Annotated in this window: 18 protein-coding genes; all 18 read left to right on the top strand. The window is 56.0% G+C overall.

All coding sequences use genetic code 11. The features are described from left to right. Nucleotides 1-188: 188 nt before the first annotated feature. The 18 genes from PCH01S_RS04370 to PCH01S_RS04290 all read left to right on the top strand — a co-directional run bounded on the left by PCH01S_RS04370 (nt 189) and on the right by PCH01S_RS04290 (nt 15,803). Nucleotides 189-803 carry a TVP38/TMEM64 family protein gene (locus tag PCH01S_RS04370; RefSeq protein WP_042227462.1) on the top strand — a complete coding sequence of 205 codons (615 nt, stop codon included), beginning with the start codon at nt 189-191 and terminating at the stop codon, nt 801-803. Between the two features lie 169 nt (nt 804-972). Continuing rightward, nucleotides 973-1,596, top strand: a complete 624-nt coding sequence (locus PCH01S_RS04365) for a cupin domain-containing protein (RefSeq protein ID WP_042227101.1) — start codon at nt 973-975, stop codon at nt 1,594-1,596. A 190-nt stretch (nt 1,597-1,786) separates the two neighbouring features. Further along, entirely contained in the window at nt 1,787-2,359 is a 573-nt protein-coding gene (locus tag PCH01S_RS04360) for a PadR family transcriptional regulator (protein WP_241688703.1), read from the top strand. After that, nucleotides 2,356-4,020 carry an amidase gene (locus tag PCH01S_RS04355; protein ID WP_042227100.1) on the top strand — a complete coding sequence of 555 codons (1,665 nt, stop codon included), beginning with the start codon at nt 2,356-2,358 and terminating at the stop codon, nt 4,018-4,020. The genes PCH01S_RS04360 and PCH01S_RS04355 overlap by 4 nt, the downstream gene beginning before the upstream one ends. Before the next feature lie 22 nt (nt 4,021-4,042). Next, nucleotides 4,043-4,399 carry a hypothetical protein gene (locus PCH01S_RS31230; protein ID WP_241688702.1) on the top strand — a complete coding sequence of 119 codons (357 nt, stop codon included), beginning with the start codon at nt 4,043-4,045 and terminating at the stop codon, nt 4,397-4,399. A 36-nt stretch (nt 4,400-4,435) separates the two neighbouring features. Beyond that, the gene (locus PCH01S_RS31225; protein WP_241688701.1) at nt 4,436-4,663 is read left to right on the top strand and encodes an SRPBCC domain-containing protein; all 228 of its coding nucleotides are present in this window, start codon (nt 4,436-4,438) and stop codon (nt 4,661-4,663) included. A gap of 52 nt (nt 4,664-4,715) precedes the next feature. After that, on the top strand, nt 4,716-5,054 hold the full coding sequence (locus tag PCH01S_RS04345) for a VOC family protein (protein WP_042227099.1): 339 nt from the start codon (nt 4,716-4,718) through the stop codon (nt 5,052-5,054). 24 nt (nt 5,055-5,078) lie between these two features. Further along, nucleotides 5,079-5,480, top strand: coding sequence for a GNAT family N-acetyltransferase (locus PCH01S_RS04340; protein ID WP_042227098.1), 402 nt, complete (start codon nt 5,079-5,081; stop codon nt 5,478-5,480). Between the two features lie 261 nt (nt 5,481-5,741). Beyond that, entirely contained in the window at nt 5,742-6,407 is a 666-nt protein-coding gene (locus PCH01S_RS04335; RefSeq protein WP_084706521.1) for an amino acid ABC transporter permease, read from the top strand. Then, nucleotides 6,388-7,056: an amino acid ABC transporter permease gene (locus PCH01S_RS04330; protein WP_042227097.1), complete on the top strand. Its 669-nt coding sequence runs from the start codon at nt 6,388-6,390 to the stop codon at nt 7,054-7,056. Before PCH01S_RS04335 ends, PCH01S_RS04330 begins: the two co-directional genes overlap by 20 nt. 29 nt (nt 7,057-7,085) lie before the next feature. Next, complete coding sequence (locus tag PCH01S_RS04325; protein WP_042227096.1) at nt 7,086-7,853, top strand: amino acid ABC transporter ATP-binding protein; 768 nt, start codon at nt 7,086-7,088, stop codon at nt 7,851-7,853. Then, a complete protein-coding gene (locus PCH01S_RS04320) occupies nt 7,850-8,737 on the top strand; it encodes a transporter substrate-binding domain-containing protein (protein WP_042227095.1) in 888 nt (295 codons plus the stop codon). Before PCH01S_RS04325 ends, PCH01S_RS04320 begins: the two co-directional genes overlap by 4 nt. A gap of 169 nt (nt 8,738-8,906) precedes the next feature. Continuing rightward, nucleotides 8,907-9,503, top strand: a complete 597-nt coding sequence (locus PCH01S_RS04315) for a TetR/AcrR family transcriptional regulator (protein WP_042227094.1) — start codon at nt 8,907-8,909, stop codon at nt 9,501-9,503. A gap of 298 nt (nt 9,504-9,801) precedes the next feature. Further along, nucleotides 9,802-10,821, top strand: a complete 1,020-nt coding sequence (locus PCH01S_RS04310) for an aliphatic sulfonate ABC transporter substrate-binding protein (protein WP_042227093.1) — start codon at nt 9,802-9,804, stop codon at nt 10,819-10,821. Between the two features lie 23 nt (nt 10,822-10,844). After that, a complete protein-coding gene (locus tag PCH01S_RS04305) occupies nt 10,845-11,702 on the top strand; it encodes an ABC transporter permease (RefSeq protein ID WP_084706520.1) in 858 nt (285 codons plus the stop codon). 2 nt (nt 11,703-11,704) lie between these two features. Further along, nucleotides 11,705-12,571: an ABC transporter permease gene (locus tag PCH01S_RS04300; RefSeq protein ID WP_053228645.1), complete on the top strand. Its 867-nt coding sequence runs from the start codon at nt 11,705-11,707 to the stop codon at nt 12,569-12,571. Nucleotides 12,572-12,605: 34 nt separating this feature from the next. Next, nucleotides 12,606-13,964 carry an LLM class flavin-dependent oxidoreductase gene (locus PCH01S_RS04295; RefSeq protein ID WP_042227092.1) on the top strand — a complete coding sequence of 453 codons (1,359 nt, stop codon included), beginning with the start codon at nt 12,606-12,608 and terminating at the stop codon, nt 13,962-13,964. Nucleotides 13,965-14,189: 225 nt separating this feature from the next. Continuing rightward, nucleotides 14,190-15,803 (top strand): basic secretory protein-like protein, encoded by a 1,614-nt coding sequence (locus PCH01S_RS04290; RefSeq protein WP_042227091.1) that lies wholly within the window; start codon nt 14,190-14,192, stop codon nt 15,801-15,803. The last annotated feature ends 86 nt before the right edge of the window (nt 15,804-15,889 follow it).

Below are 15,889 nucleotides of genomic sequence, written 5' to 3'. Positions count from 1 at the left end.
ATAAGAGAAGCGGCGGATGGCAGAGCGGATTAGAGGCTTTCGGAAAAAGAGAGGCAGCTGCACGCAGGTATGCAAACGCTTCCCGGTTTTCCCGGAAGTAAGGGTGGGAAAGAGGAGGGTTTTAAGGTAAGCTTAGGCTAGCGGAAATGACCTTCCAAATGCCCCCCCGAAAGGAAAAAGCGGAATTCATGGATATTTCAGACATCGTGTCCTATGTAACAAATGAAGACAATTTAAAACAGATACTGGAACAATACCGGTCGCTCGGTCCGTTTCCGGGTATTTTGCTTACTTTTATGAAATCGTTTGTCCCGCCCCTGCCGACTTTGCTCATCGTAGGGGTAAACGCGGCGGTCTACGGGCTGTGGGCCGGTTTTCTTTACTCATGGATCGGAATCGTGAGCGGCTGTCTCGTCACCTTCCTGATCGTCCGTAAAATCGCCGGTCATCCTTATCTCGAAAGGCTGGCCCGCAAGCCGAAAATCGCAAGAACGACGAAGTGGATCCGGCGGAACGCATACAGCTACGTTTTTCTGCTGAGCCTGTTTCCCGTGGGACCGTTCGTGGTCATTAATATAGCGGCGGGACTGGCCGGCATGCGCCTCCGTTCTTTTCTGATGGCCGTTCTGATCGGCAAAGGGATCATGGTGTTCACCGTTTCGTATATCGGCTACGATGTGGCCAAATATATCGAGAATCCGTACCAACTGCTCTACGTTCTCCTATTCGTTGTCGTATCGCTGATCGTCAGCAAAAAGATCGAGAAACGGTTTTCGTCCGGTCAGACGATGGAGCTGGAATAGCGCTCGGCTCTGAAGTACGCCCGTTGTGTGCGGGCACCTTGTCCTACGCCGCTTGGCTGCTTGCGCTTGTACTTCTCCCGCTTTCGGATAATGTTCCGGCTAAAGGCATATATATGAAGGAATGCAGGATATGAATGCGGGATGCGGAATGCGGAGAGGAGCTAGGCTAGTGAGCGGATACGGTTATAGGGACGGCCGGGCGGATTATCACAAAAGTTCCGGCATGCCCAATCTCGCCTTTAACGTACGCGATAACGTGCTGTTTAAGCGCAATGAAGACAACGTGGCGTATGAAGTCACCTCAACCCAGCTTCCGCCTATGACGGGTGGAGCTTTTACGGATCTGCGGCTCGGCAGGGGACATATCCGGGAACCCCACTGGCATCCGAACGCGTGGGAGCTCCATGTCGTTGTAGCGGGGGAAGCGGATATTTCGGTGATGTGCCCCGACAGCCCCCAGTTGGTGAATTACCGGGCCAAGGAAGGGCAGGTAGTTTTTGTTCCCGCAGGCTGGTGGCACTGGATTACGCCGGTTTCCGAGAAGGTGCATCTTCATGCGTTCTTCAATCACGGGCAGCCCGAGACGGTCCACGGCTCCGATATCCTGCGGCTGACTCCGCCGGAAGTGCTGAAGAACGCTTACAATGTCAACGCGGCTCTTGCCGGCAAAGCCTTCGCGCCGATTATGGAATCGGTCCGTATCGGACCGCCGGTTTCTGTTCCTGTGCAGAGCGAACCGGGAAAACCCGCCAACCCGGGCCAGCCCTACCTTAACGAAAAAAAGAAAACCTAGGCATTCCGTCCCCGGAGGCCGATGTTCGTCTAAATAGCTTTCCGCACTCTTTCCGGTGCGGGAGGCTTTTTTTGTATACGCAAATTCGGAATCAGGGAGTAAGGCCCCATTTACAGGTGGAAAAATATAGGGTAACATATGATCTATAATTATATTATCAATGATCATATAAATAAGGCGGTTCATTCCTATGAATATCGAACAAGTGATTTTGGGTTTTATTTACGGGGAAGCGATGACCGGCTATGAGCTGAAAAAGCGGTTCGACGAGTCAGTCGCCCATTTCTTCGGAGCGACTTTCAGCGGAATTTACCCTGCGCTCAGGCGGATGGAAAAGGAAGGGCTTATTGAGAAAGAAGTCGTTCCCCAGGAGGGCAGACCTTCCAAAAATATAGTCCGCATTACGGAGAAAGGGCGGCAGTCGTTTGCGGATTATTTGAAGTCTCCCTTGTCGCCTGGAGTGCAGAAATCGGATTTGCTCGTCCGTTATTTCTTCGGCCGGTATGCCGCAGAGGGGCAGATTCGAGGCTGGCTGCTGGAGGAGAGAGAGAGAATGACGGATACGAGGGAAGGCCTTCTTCATATGCGGAGGGGAGCGCTGAACGATCCGGAAACCGATGCGTTTCGTCTGAAAACGCTGGAGATGGGAATCGCACAGATCGAATTTTCTCTGCGATGGATAGACGAGGAATTGGCGATGGAACCCGGAGCCGAATTGACCGGTCCGGAAAGCCGGGAAGAGAGGAGAAGGTGTGAATCATGATGAATATTCATGGACAAAGACCGGATACACTCGCTTCTTCCGACATAAGCAGTCCGGAAGCTATATCGCACGTTTCATATGCAAAGCTGCCGGAGCTCGGCGCCGCCGAAATGGCCCGCGGAATTAAGGCGGGCAGATGGACGTCGAGAGAGCTTGTGGAGGCGCATATCGCCCGGATCCGACAGATCCAGCCGCTGATCGGAGCGGTTGCCGTTCCGCTGTTCGAGGAGGCGCGCCGGGCAGCGGCGGAAGCGGACCGGCTGACCGCTTCCGGAGAACCGCTCGGTCCGCTGCACGGAGTGCCTGTCAGTGTCAAAGAATCTCTTGACGCGGCGGGAACGCCGTCCACGTGGGGGCTGGCGGGCCGCACGGCGCCCTCTTCCGAGGACGATCCGGCCGTCGCCGCTCTCCGCCGGGCCGGGGCGGTCGTTCTGGCGAAGACGAATGCGATGCAGCTGCTCATGGGCTGCGAAACTGTCAACCCCGTATTCGGGCGCACAAGCAGCCCATGGAACCCCGCCGGGCGTTCGTCCGGCGGAAGCAGCGGCGGTGAAGCCGCCCTTATCGCGGCGGGCGGATCGCCGCTCGGTCTCGGCACGGATGTCGGCGGCTCCATCCGCACGCCGGCGCACTTCTGCGGCGTCCACGGGCTAAAGCCGACGCCGGGCCGGGTAGCCTCGCGCCCTCCGGCGGGCATCGTGCATATCTGCCGCGAGGCGGCGGAGATGGCGAGCACCGGCCCGCTGGCGCGGAAGGTCGAAGACCTCGCGCTCGCCATGGACGTGCTCGCCGCGCCGGAGACGCTGCAGGTGCATCCCCTGCAGCGGCCCGGGGAAACCCGTCCGGCAGAGCTGCGGATCGGCTACTACACGTCGGACGGCATTCTGCCGCCGTCTCCCGCCGTGGAGCGGGCGGTCCTGGACGCCGCGGAGGCTCTGCGTGCCCGAGGCGTGACCGTGAAGCCGTTCCGCCTGCCGGAGCCGGCTTTGGCTCTGCAGCAGTTCTACGCGCTGATGTCGGCCGCCGGGGCGGAAGGCATTGCGGAGACGGCCGGCACGGATGCGCTTGTCCCGCAGGTGGAAGGCATACGCCGTTCCTTCGGTCGTTCGCGGACGGCGAATCGTATGCTGGCGCTGATCCTGCGGGGAGTGGGTCAGAAAATCGCCGGCACGCACATTGTTCCTTGCCTCGGGCGCAAAACCCGGGCGGAACTCGGACAAGCCGTGGAGCTGCGCCAAGCCTACCGGGAAAAGTTCGCGGCGGAGATGGAGCGGCAGCAGGTCGACGTCCTGTTGTCGCCGCCCTTCCTTACGCCTGCAATCCCGCACGATCATTCTCTCGCAATGACGTACGAGGGCTCTTATGCGTTATTGTATAATTATCTCGGCATGCCTGCAGGGGTCGTTAGCCTCAGTCAGGTGCGGGACGGGGAAGCGGCTGTAATGCGGGTCGTCCGAAGCCGGGACAGACTGGTACGGGCCGCTGCGCAAGCGGACCCGAACAGCGCCGGGCTGCCTGTCGGTGTCCAGGTCGCGGCCGCGCCTTGGCGGGAGGACCGGGTGCTTGCCGTGATGGACATGCTGGAGAAGCTTTTCCGGGATCGTCCGGATTATCCGCCGGGAAAACTTGCAGCGGCTCTTTTGCCGATCGCGGGTAACTAACTAACTGTCAGGAGGAACGGGTATGCCCGGAGCACTTTTTAAAGAAAACATTCGGATGGAAACGGGGATTACCTGGGAAGAATGGGTCGTCAAGCTCCAGCGTTCCGTGAACGAGCTTTGGTCGCACGAGGAAATCAGGGATCACATTTGCCGCTGTTACGGCGTTTCAGGCGAGTGGGGAGAATGGCTGGCTGCCATGTACGCTCCCTATTTGGGCAGGACTCCCGTCGGTGTGACAAAGGACGCCGGCGTTCAGATCGGGGTAAGAAAAACGGCTGCGATATCCGTTCCGCTAGCCTGGAACTATCTGACTTCGAGGGAAGGATTGGCGTTGTGGATCGGAAGCGTGTCCGCGTTTCCATTGGAGAAAGGGGCGTAATTTGCTTCCGCCGAAGGCATTACGGGGAAACTTACCGTGGTCGATCCGTTTCGAAAGCTCCGGATGACTTGGAAGCGTAAGGAATGGCCGAATCCCTCACGTCTTCAAATTACCTTCACGGCCGCAAAGTCGGGAGGGACCACGATTTCCATTCATCAGGAAATGCTGGACGATGTATACATGCGGGAACTGATGAGACGGGAGTGGGAGTCCGTGCTGAACCGTATCCAGGAATTGGGTGCGGAGGAATACAAAAGGGTGTAGACTATAAAGAACGGATCACGCATTTCAAATCTGTTCAAAGGCGGTGCGGAAGATGAAGCTGAACCATCTTAATTTGACGGTTACGGACGTCCCGGCGTCCCAGGCTTTTCTGGAAACGTATTTCGGTTTGACAACGCGGAGTACGCGCGGAAGCGCATTCGCGGTATTGTCCGATGACAACGGAGCGGTCCTGACCCTGATGAAAGGCGCGGAAGTCAGCTATCCGAAAACGTTTCACATCGGTTTTATCCAGGAAAGCGAAGAGAAGGTAAACGAGATCAACCGGCGTCTGAGAGAGGACGGGTTCGATGTGGAGCCGCCTCAAAGAATGCACGGCTGGACATTTTATGTAAAAGCCCCGGGCGGCTTTGTCGTTGAGGTGCTGAGCTGAAACCGTCAAGGAGGATTCATCTAATTGGACATCCGCTATAGTCATTCCAACGAAGTCGATGCAGACAAGCTCCGGCAGTTGTTCCTGTCCGTAGATTGGGAATCGGGAAAACACCCTGAAGAGCTGCATCAGGCGATTCTGAATTCCCACTCGGTCGTGACGGCCTGGCACGGCGATAAGCTGGTCGGGCTGGTCAACGCCCTTTCTGACGGGGTAATGACGGCATATTTTCATTACATGCTGGTGAGGCCGGATTACCAGAATCAGGGGATCGGCAAAGAGCTGATGACCGAGATTCTCGGCAAGTATAGGGAATACAAAACAAAAGTGCTGATTTCTTACGCGGAAGCGGAGTCCTTTTACCGTTCGCTTGGGTTCCGGGCAGAGAAGGGAGCCGTTCCGCTCTATATTTCCGAATTGGTTTAAAGAGAAGAGCAATAAAACCAAGTTGACAGCTTGGAAAAATATGTTATAAAATATGGAAATAAGGCATCGTCCTGCTCCGTGCGGGGTTGAACAGCATGACTTTTTTCCTATCCAGACAGCCTCAGGCGGACCCATCAGGTGATAGCCGCGGGCTGTTTTTTATGTACACGGGAGGTGGGAGGAAATTCCGATCCGGTATAAGGCTGTCTTTAAACCTTGTAATCGGGTACGAATAGAAGGATTAATACTAGGAGGGGAATTGTGCATCTCGATACGGACTTTATGTGGAAACATCTGCCCGATTTTGTGCGAGCCGGAGGGGAAACGCTCAGAATCGGGGGCATCGCCATCTTTTTTTCCCTTTTCGTGGCTGTTATTCATTCGTTTATTTTGTTTTTCCGCATCCGTCCCTTGACCTGGGCCGTCCGGCTGCATATTGAATTAGCGAGAAACACCCCGCTGCTTATCCAGTTGTTTTTTCTGTATTTCGCCTTGCCGCAGCTGGGGATAAAATTGTCCGCGATGACGACGGTTTTTATTGCGATGTCCTTCCTGGGCGGCGGCTATTTTACGGAGGTGTTCCGTTCGGGCATGGAGGCCGTAGAGAAGTCGCAGTCGGAATCGGGGCTTGCCATCGGGCTTTCGAAATGGCAGCTGTTCCGGTATGTCATCCTGCCGCAGGCGCTGCGGATTTCCATCCCGTCGTTATTCGCGAACTTTATTTTCCTGCTGAAAGAAACAACGGTCGTGTCGGCGATTGCGGTACCGGAGCTGCTTTATACGACGACCAGTTACATTTCGCTCTATTACAAAACCTACGAGATGCTTCTGATGATGACGCTCTGTTATCTCGTTATTTTTCTGCCGCTGTCCTTTCTGCTCGGTTACCTGGAAAGGAGGTACCGGCATGGCGCTTTCGGCTTATGAGCTTCTCTTTAGGAGCCTGCCTCAGCTTGGGGAAGGGCTGTGGGCGACGCTGCGGATCTCGCTTCTGACCATTGTGTTCAGCGTGGCCGGAGGAATCGGTTTCGGGCTGCTTAGAACTTCGCGGCTGCTTCTCCCGCGTCTGCTGTCCAGAGTGATTCTAGAGCTGGTCCGCAGCGTTCCGATCCTGGTTTGGCTGTTTTTCTTTTTCTTCGGGCTGCCGATTCTGTTCGACATTCATCTTCCCGCATTCGCTTCGGCCCTGCTTGTCCTGTCGCTGTGGGGGATGACCGAAATCGGGGAAATTGTCCGGGGAGCCCTGCAGTCTCTCCCCAAAGGGCAGACGGAGGCCGCGAAATCCTTGGGACTGAGCGGGCGGCAGCTGCTGGTTTACGTACTTGTCCCGCAGGCGGTCAGGCGTATGGCGCCGCCGGCGATCAACGTTTTTACGCGGATTGTCATGACAAGTTCTCTGACGGTGCTGGTGGGTGTGCCGGAACTGATCAAATCGGGCCAGCAGATCATTGAACGCCATTACACGCTTTCCTACGCCTCCGTCGTTATTTACGGCTTGATGGCTCTGCTGTATTTTGCCTTATGCTACCCGCTGTCCGTGTTCTCGCGAAGACTGGAAAAAAGATGGGCGGGCTAGCCTGCTGTACGGCCGGAAAGGAGGTTCTTATGGGGGAAAGGCTTCTGCAGCTTAGACAAGTGGAGAAATCGTTCGACGGGCACCGTGTGCTCAAGCGGATTGATCTGGATGTGGCAGCCGGGGAGGTCGTCGTCATTCTGGGCCCCAGCGGGTGCGGCAAAAGCACGCTGCTCCGGTGTTTGAACGGGCTCGAACCGATACAGGGCGGCACCCTTTTGTTTAAAGGGGAAGACCTGAACGCCGGAAAAGTGCCGTGGCGGGTAACCCGGCAGAAAATCGGCATGGTTTTTCAGAGCTATCATCTGTTCCCGCATATGACGGTGCTCGATAATATTTTGCTGGGACCGCTGAAAGTACAAAAACGGAGCCGGCGCGAAGCGGCCGCGGATGCGGAGAAGCTGCTGTCGCGCGTTGGCCTGCTGGATAAAAAGAACGCTTATCCCCGTCAGCTATCGGGCGGCCAGCAGCAGCGGATCGCCATCGTCCGGGCGCTTTGCATGCGGCCCGAGGTGATGCTGTTCGACGAAGTCACGGCGGCGCTCGATCCCGAGATGGTGAAAGAAGTGCTGGAGGTGATGCTGGACTTGGCCCGTGAGGGCATGACCATGCTCATCGTGACTCACGAGATGAGATTCGCCCGGGCGGTTGCCGACCGGATCGTTTTTATGGACGGGGGCGAAATTTGCGAAATCGCGCCTCCGGACGCTTTTTTCAACCGTCCGCAAAGCGGCCGCGCACGGCAATTTTTAAATCGTTTTTTCGAAATAGAGACCGGAAAAGGGAGAGAAGAAGTATGAGAAAAACAATCGCCATATGGGCGGCGGTTCTTCTGCTTGCGGGCGTATTGGCTGCTTGCGGAGCCGTCAAAGATTCGAAAGACGCAACGAGAAGCGGAGCCAAACCCGCATCGGCCGGAGAGAGCGGCGGAGGAAGTATCGGGAAAATCAAAGACCGGGGCAAGCTGATCGTAGGCGTATTCACGGACAAGCCCCCGTTCGGCTTTACCGACGACAAAGGGAATAAGATCGGCTTCGACAGCGATCTGGCCAAACGTTTTGCGAAGGATCTGCTCGGAGACGAATCGAAGATCGAGTTCGTGACGGTCGAGCCCGCCAGCCGCATCCCGTTTCTGCAAAGCGATAAGGTGGATCTCATTGTGGCGAATATGACGGTGACCGACGAGCGCAAGGAAGCGGTGGATTTTACGAATCCCACGATGAAAGTGGCGACACAGGTGCTCGTATCCGAGAAAAGCGGGCTTAAGACGCTGGCCGATCTGAAGGGCAAAAAAATTATCGTCACGAAGGGCACGACCGCCGATCTGTTTCTGACTAAAAACCGCCCGGACGTAGAGCTGGTAAAGTACGAGAGAAATACCGAATCGCTGCAAGCGCTGAAAGACGGGCGCGGAGACGGCTATGCGCAGGATAATTTCGTTCTCTTCGCCTGGTCCCGCCAGAACCCCGGCTTCACGCTTATCCCGGAGAAGCTGGAGAAAGAAGCGCCGATCGCTCCGGCGGTCAAGAAAGGGAATACCGAGCTCCGGGACTGGGTGAACAAGGAGCTGGAAACGCTCGGGCAGGAGAAGTTTCTGCTGAAGCTTTACAATACGTACGTAAAAGAGGAGCTCGGCGCAAGTACCGATCCGAACGACGTCATTACTGAAGGCGGCAAACTGTAAGCGGCGCAAGTGCATAGCATCCCCCTCTTCCGAACCAGGGAGAAGGGATGCTTTTTTTTACGTCCGATGAGCCTGTGCGATCCGATGCTCTTGGCTTTTGAGGTCGGGTTGATTATCATAGACGCAGGGAAGCCAGTAAATACGGAGCAGTCCGTAAGGAGGGAACCGGGTGTCGCCGAGAAATGCGGAACGGGATTTACGCGTCAGAGAAGAACGGGTTCAGCTCATTCTGGACGCAGCCATAACGGTCATTTCGTCAAAAGGATTCGGTGCCGCGAGCATCAGCGATATCGCAAAGGCGGCCGGCATCAGCATCGGCACGATGTACCATTATTTCAGCTCCAAAGACGAGATTTTCGCCGACGTGTTAAAGCGCGGACAGCTCGATTACGGAAAGAGAGCGGCGGAACTTGCCGACGAGCAAACGATGCCGCCGCTGGTTAAGCTGCACGAATTCGCCGCGGGCTGGCTTGCCAATCCGATCAATTGGGCCTACACGATCATGCTGCAGAGCGCACGGACGACCGAAACCGTCCCGGCGGAGATCAGGCAGGCCGTCACGGACCGGTTTACGGCCAATCTTCAGCCGATCGCTCGCATTATGAAGGATGGACAAGGCCGGGGGGATATTATAGCCGGCGATCCGCTGCAGCTCGCTTTTTATTATGTGAGTCTGATTCAAGGTCTGACCCTGCAGAGGGCGCCGGGTTTCGAAATTCCCGTATCGATTGACGCGGACGCGCTGATCCGGTTTTTTGAAGCTTGATTCAATTCCGATTTAACCGATAGGAAAAAGTTGTTGACAGTCTTCTTTTCAGCCTGATACAATGCTGGTAACAAACCGAATGAATATTCAGGTTGTGGAACAAAAAACCGAATTCAAATCCAGATCTCTTAACGCATTCGACCAGACAACTGGAGATTGGCGGTAGGCAAACAAGCGGGGAACGAACCTGCTTTAGTCCTGCGGCCATTTTTTATTTCTTAAAACCAATTAAACGGATCGATTTTGTTGTTTTAATATCCGGCGTAAATTTGAAATCATACGGAGGAGAGATACGAATATGAAAATATGGACAACGGCGCTGCTTCTGTTTGTTACGGTTCTGATTGCGGCCGGCTGCGCCAAAAATGGAGAAACGTCCCCATCCGCAAACGGAGGCAAGCCGGATTATAAGGGGCTCACCCTTAAGCTCGGCGTCCAGGGAAGCGGGGGCATGTACGCCAAAGCGAGGGAAGAGAAATGGTTCGAGAAAGCCTACGAACCGCTTGGCGTAAAAGTCGAATGGGCGGAATTTCAAAGCGGTCCGCCCATGACGGAAGCGATGGCCTCGGACAAATTGGATTTCGCTTCCCTCGGCAATATGCCGGTCATCGCCGCCCAATCGGCCGGAATCAAGTTCGAAATGATTTCCCAGATACTCGACGGCAAGCGGAATACGGCCATTATCGTTCCGGCGAACAGCCCGCTCAAGGATATCCGGGATTTGAAGGGCAGGAAGGTTGCCGTTACGAAGGGCAGCAACGCTTACAATCTGCTGACCCGGGGATTGCACGATGCCGGGGTTAATCCTGCGGACGTTCAGGTCATCCAGCTGCAGCCGAACGAAGCGCAGCCCGCCTTCGACTCCGGCAAGGTAGACGCCTGGGCGACCTGGGACCCGTATATTACCGTCAACACGTTGACGGGAAAAGGAAAAGTGCTGGCCGAAGGGGAGACTTTGGGTGTTCTGGCCCCGTCCTTCGTCATCGTACGCAAAGAGATTGCGGATAAATACCCGGAACTCGCCACCGTCTATTTGTCCGTTCTTGAGAAGACGAGGCTGTGGGAAGAACAGAACTCCGCGGAAGTTCTGAAACGGTATGCGGCGGATTACAAAATACCGGAAGCGGTCGTCGGGGGTATGCTGACACGTTCGAAATCGATCAATATTCCGGTCAGTGAGGCAACGGCTGCGGAGCTGCAGAAAACGGCCGATTTTCAGGAATCGGCGGGAACGATCCGCAAGAAGATCAAAGTGGCCGACGCCGTCAACAACACGTTTATCGAAGAGGCTCTTAAAGCGGCCTCCGCGGTCAAATAAGATCCGAAAGAGAGGCGCTGCACATGCTTTCGGCGAGTACCCGAAACAAACTTATGGACGGCAAACGGTTCGGCGGTACGCCTGGGGCCGGAAAATCACGCAAGAAATCTCTTCTTGCGGTTAACCGGCTCGCCGGACTACTGCTTCCCCTCAGTCTGCTTGCAGGATGGCAGATCGCCGGTTCCGCCGGGTGGCTGAATCCCATCCTGCTGCCGACCCCGGCCGATATACTCGGCGAATTCGGGGCGATGCTGCTCAGCGGGGAGCTGTTCCGCAATCTCGGGGTCTCGGCCTGGAGAGTGCTGTCGGGCTTTCTGCTGGGAGGGAGTCTCGGACTTGCGGCCGGGTTGTGGGTCGGATTTTCGTACAAAGCGGAAAGACTGCTGAATCCCATGTTTCAAATGTTGCGCACGCTGCCGCATTTGGCAATCGCGCCGTTGTTCATTCTCTGGTTCGGCTTCGGGGAGGAATCCAAGCTTCTTCTGATTGCGAAAGGGTCTTTTTTCCCGCTGTACATTCAAACCTTCCTGGGGATACGCTCGGTGGACAATAAATGGTTCGACGTGGCCAGGGTGCTTGAGTTCAGCCGTTTTCAGATGATCGCCAAGCTGATTATGCCCGCATCTCTGCCCAATATCCTGCTCGGCACCCGGCTGTCGCTCGGCGTCGCATGGCTTGGGCTGGTCGTCGCCGAGATGATGGGCTCCAGCACCGGCATCGGTTTTATGATCAATGATGCCCGATCCATGTCGCTCACGACGGTTATGTTCGTCGGTATTGTCGTGTTCGCGGTGATGGGCAAGCTGTCCGACTCGCTCGTACTTCTGGCCGAGCGCAGGCTGCTTCGCTGGAGAGACAGCTTCCGTGGGGAAGGAGGATAAGCATGGGGAAATCCGTATCCGTATCCGCAAAAGGCTCCGGCCAAACGTTTTCGGGCAAAACGGCTCCGAACGTCTATGGCAGGACGGTCAAAGACTTGGGCTGGCTCGGAGTGTTCCCGTTCTGGACGCACGGCCTGCTTGTCCCGTTCGTCCTGCTGGCGGTATGGCAGGCGGCCGGAATGAGCGGGCTGGTCGGAAAGGAGCAGCTGCCGACGCCTTCAGACATTGCCCGGCGCTTCGCCGAGCTGGGCCTGAACGGCGAGCTGCTACGGCATATCGGCGTCAGCTTCGTCCGGGCCGCAAGCGGTTTTGGGCTTGGGGCGCTTGCCGGGCTTCTGACCGGGCTGTTCACCGGAATCGGCAAAATGATCGAACGGACGCTGGACCCATCGCTCCAGATGCTGAAGACGGTTCCGCTGCTGGCGCTGATTCCGCTGTTTATTCTGTGGTTCGGAATCGGGGAATTCAGCAAAATTCTGATGATTTCGCTGGCCGCTTTTTTCCCGGTCTACCTCAATACGTTCACGGGAATCCGGGGTGTGGATTCCAAGCTTTACGAGGTGACCCGCATTTTGCGGTATTCGCGCATTCAGCAGCTGAGGAAACTCATTATCCCTTCCGCGCTGCCTCACATTTTGCTCGGTCTGCGTCTGGCTATGGGCGTTTCGTGGCTCGTACTCGTTTTCGCCGAACTGATGGGAACGAGCGCGGGCATCGGATACATGATCGAGGATGCCCGGACGTATTCGAATACGGATATCGTATTCGTCGGGATTATCCTGTTCGCGTGCGTCGGTTCATTATCGGACCTCGCGGTCCGCGCTTTGGAGAGACGCTGGCTGGGCTGGCGGGATACGTTCAAGGGTTGAGCGAAACATTTGAATTAGAGGAGGTTGAATGCGGATGACAAAACGTACGGACCAGCTCCATCTGGGAGCTTTCATTTATTATGCCGGCCATCATCATGCGGGCTGGCGCCACCCGGAATCCGGGGTGGAGGGGATGTACGACTTCGACCTCTACCGCTCCATTGCCGAAACGGCCGAACGGGGCAAGTTCGACATGATTTTTTTCGCGGACTTGTTGTATGTGCAGCATGTGGATATGGCGGCCTCGGGCATGCTGGACCCTATAACGCTGCTGTCGGCTCTGGCCGCCGTGACAAAACGGATCGGCCTTACGGCGACCGTATCCACGACCTACAATCATCCTTACAATGTGGCCCGTAAGTTCGCGTCGCTCGATTATATCAGCAAGGGGCGTGCGGGCTGGAACATCGTGACCTCCCAGCTCGATATCGAAGCCCATAACTACGGTTTGCCGAAGCACCCCGATCATGCGCTCCGCTACGAGATGGCCGAGGAATTCGTCGAAGCGGTCACCCGGCTGTGGGACAGCTGGGACGATGACGCGCTGGTGCTCGACCGGGAAGCGGGTATCTATGCCGATCCCGGCAAGGTGAAGGCGGTCGATTACCAGGGAAAATGGTTCTCCAGCAAAGGGCCGCTGAATGTTCCCCGCCCTCCCCAGGGGAATCCGGTCCTGATCCAGGCGGGCTCGTCCCGGCAGGGACAGGAGTTCGCTTCCCGTTACGGCGAGGTGATATTCACCGCGCAGCAGTCGCTGGAGGCGGCCAGAGCGTTCTATGCCGCCGTCAACGGCAGGCTGTCCGGAGCGGGAAGAAAGCCGGGCAGCCTCAAAGTTATGCCGGGGATATCCCCGATTCTCGGGTCGACGGTGGAGGAAGCCCGGCGCAAAGAGCGGGAGCTGACGGATCTTATCCCGACCGAGCTGGCCGTCATGGCCCTTTCCGGCATGGTCAGCCACGATCTGTCGGCTTACCCGTCGGACGGCCCGCTGCCCGATATTCCCGATCCGGTGGAGAAGTCCAACGGGATGAAAAGCCGCGTCCAGCTTATTATGGATACCGCCCGTTCCGAGGGGCTTTCCATCCGGGAGCTGGGGCAGAGGATTTTGGGCGCCCGGGGACACTTGCAATTCGTCGGCACACCGGAGCAGCTTGCGGATCTCATGGAACAGTGGTTCCAGGAGAAAGCATGCGACGGGTTCAATGTCATGGGGCCGGTCCTGCCGGGAGACCTTGAGACGTTTACCGACGAGGTGGTTCCGATTCTGCAGCGCAGAGGTCTTTTCCGTACGGAATACAGCGGGACCACGCTGCGGGATCACTTGGGCCTGGAACGGGCCGAAGCCGGGCATTTCAGCAGACGCGGTGCGGCGGAGGTCGGCGTGAACGGATAGGGGGTGAGCCGGTTTCCGGCGGAATTGGCGGCGATCCTCCCAGCAAGCCGTTTCCTATTGCGGGAAACGGCTTTTTAATTGGCATAAAATCAGGTTCAGCCAGAAAAAGCATAAAAAACCTCAATAGATAAAAATTGCATGTTTCTGCTAAAATGAAGAAGAATCCAAGTGGATAACTCTGGATTTCGGTTTGGCCAAAACGAGAGAGAAGGATGGGAGAAAACCATGAAAAAATTGACTTACCTGACGGCAACGGCTTTTCTGGGACTGAGTTTGATCGGCAGTTTCGGCGTTCCTACGGCAGAGGCGGCTCAAACGACGTCTACGACTACCCCCAAAAATGTGGCGGCGGGAGGATCCGTAACGGCAAGCGGCGAATATGCGCCGACCCAGACCAAGGAAAGCGCATTCGACCAGTCTCTTTACTCAAAATGGCTTACGTTCAGTTCCACAGGCTGGATTCAAGTCAAACTCGACACCGCGAAGACGGTCACCTCTTATACGATTACGGCCGCTGAAGATTTTCCCGAAAGAGACCCGAAAAGCTGGGTGCTCAAAGGCTCCAATGACGGATCGACGTGGACCGTACTCGATACACGGCAAAATGAAGATTTTACATACCGCAATCAGACAAAATCCTACTCGTTAGCGAACGCGTCCTCTTTTAAATATTTTAAACTCGACAGCATTACAAACCATTCGGGGGGAATCCTCCAGATCTCGGAAATCAAATTATTCGACGGCTCCGTCGATACATGGACCACGATTAAGCCGACCGTTACGGCCAGCGCTGAAAATACGCCTAACGAAGGCAAAGATAATCTGGTGGACGGAACCAGCGTGACCAAATGGCTGACATTCAATGCCACGGGCTGGCTGAAGTTCGATTTCGGCAAACCCGTCACGATCGACGGCTACGCGCTTTCGGCCGCCAACGACTTTTCCGAACGCGATCCCAAAAGCTGGGTGCTTCAGGGGTCCAACGATAATGCCACATGGACGAACCTGGATTCCAAGAGCGATGAATCGTTCGGACTCCGGCATCAGCGGAATCATTACGTCCTGAACGGCAACAACACCGCTTACCAATACTACCGGCTGAACAATATTACCAATCACAGCGGGGGCATCCTGCAGCTCGGTGAAGTCGAATTCTCGCGCAAGGATGATATGTGGCATGCGGTGAACCCGGTCATCGAGGTCCAAAATCTTGACGCCGCAGGCAACGGCCAACTGTTCGACCAGGCGCTGCCTAATGCGACCGACGATATCCGGGTTATCGTGCGCAAAGTAAACGAACTGCTGTACAACAATCCGAGCGAATCTCAGGGTGTGCAGAAAATCAAGGTCACGATCGAAGACGTTCCCGGAGTGGCATGGGCGTCGGGCGACCACATCCAGAAAACGGTCGGCTTCAGCTCCCGGTTTTTGCGGGATATCGCAAACGAGCCGGGCAAGTCGGTGCGTGACGAAATTCTCGGCGTCCTGTACCACGAGCTGACGCACTGCTACCAGTACGACGACAACCGGTATGCCGACAAAAGCGTCGGCGGTGTCAGCTACATGGTCGAGGGTCTGGCGGATACAATCCGCTTCACAGTCGGCTATCATAACCGTTACAACATGACCAAGGGCGGAACGTGGCAGGACGGTTACGGCACGACGGGCAACTTCTTCCGCTGGATCGAAGACACGAAAAAGCCCGGATTTGTCCGCGAGCTGAATGCAAGCCTGACCCCGTTTGACGGACAGGATTGGACAGAAGGCAAAATCCAGGAGCTTACGGGCACGAATGTGAATACGCTTTGGACCGAGTATCAGGCGGCACTCCCTAACTAATCGCCGAAGATATTCACAGATAAAGGCTGCCGGAAACCGGCAGCCTTTCTTTTTTTGAGGAAACCGGGGCAGCTCAGTTTATAACA

The organism is Paenibacillus chitinolyticus NBRC 15660, assembly GCF_000739915.1.
GTDB classification, from domain to species: domain Bacteria; phylum Bacillota; class Bacilli; order Paenibacillales; family NBRC-103111; genus Paenibacillus_F; species Paenibacillus_F chitinolyticus.
This window is presented reverse-complemented; position numbering and strand designations above follow the sequence as displayed.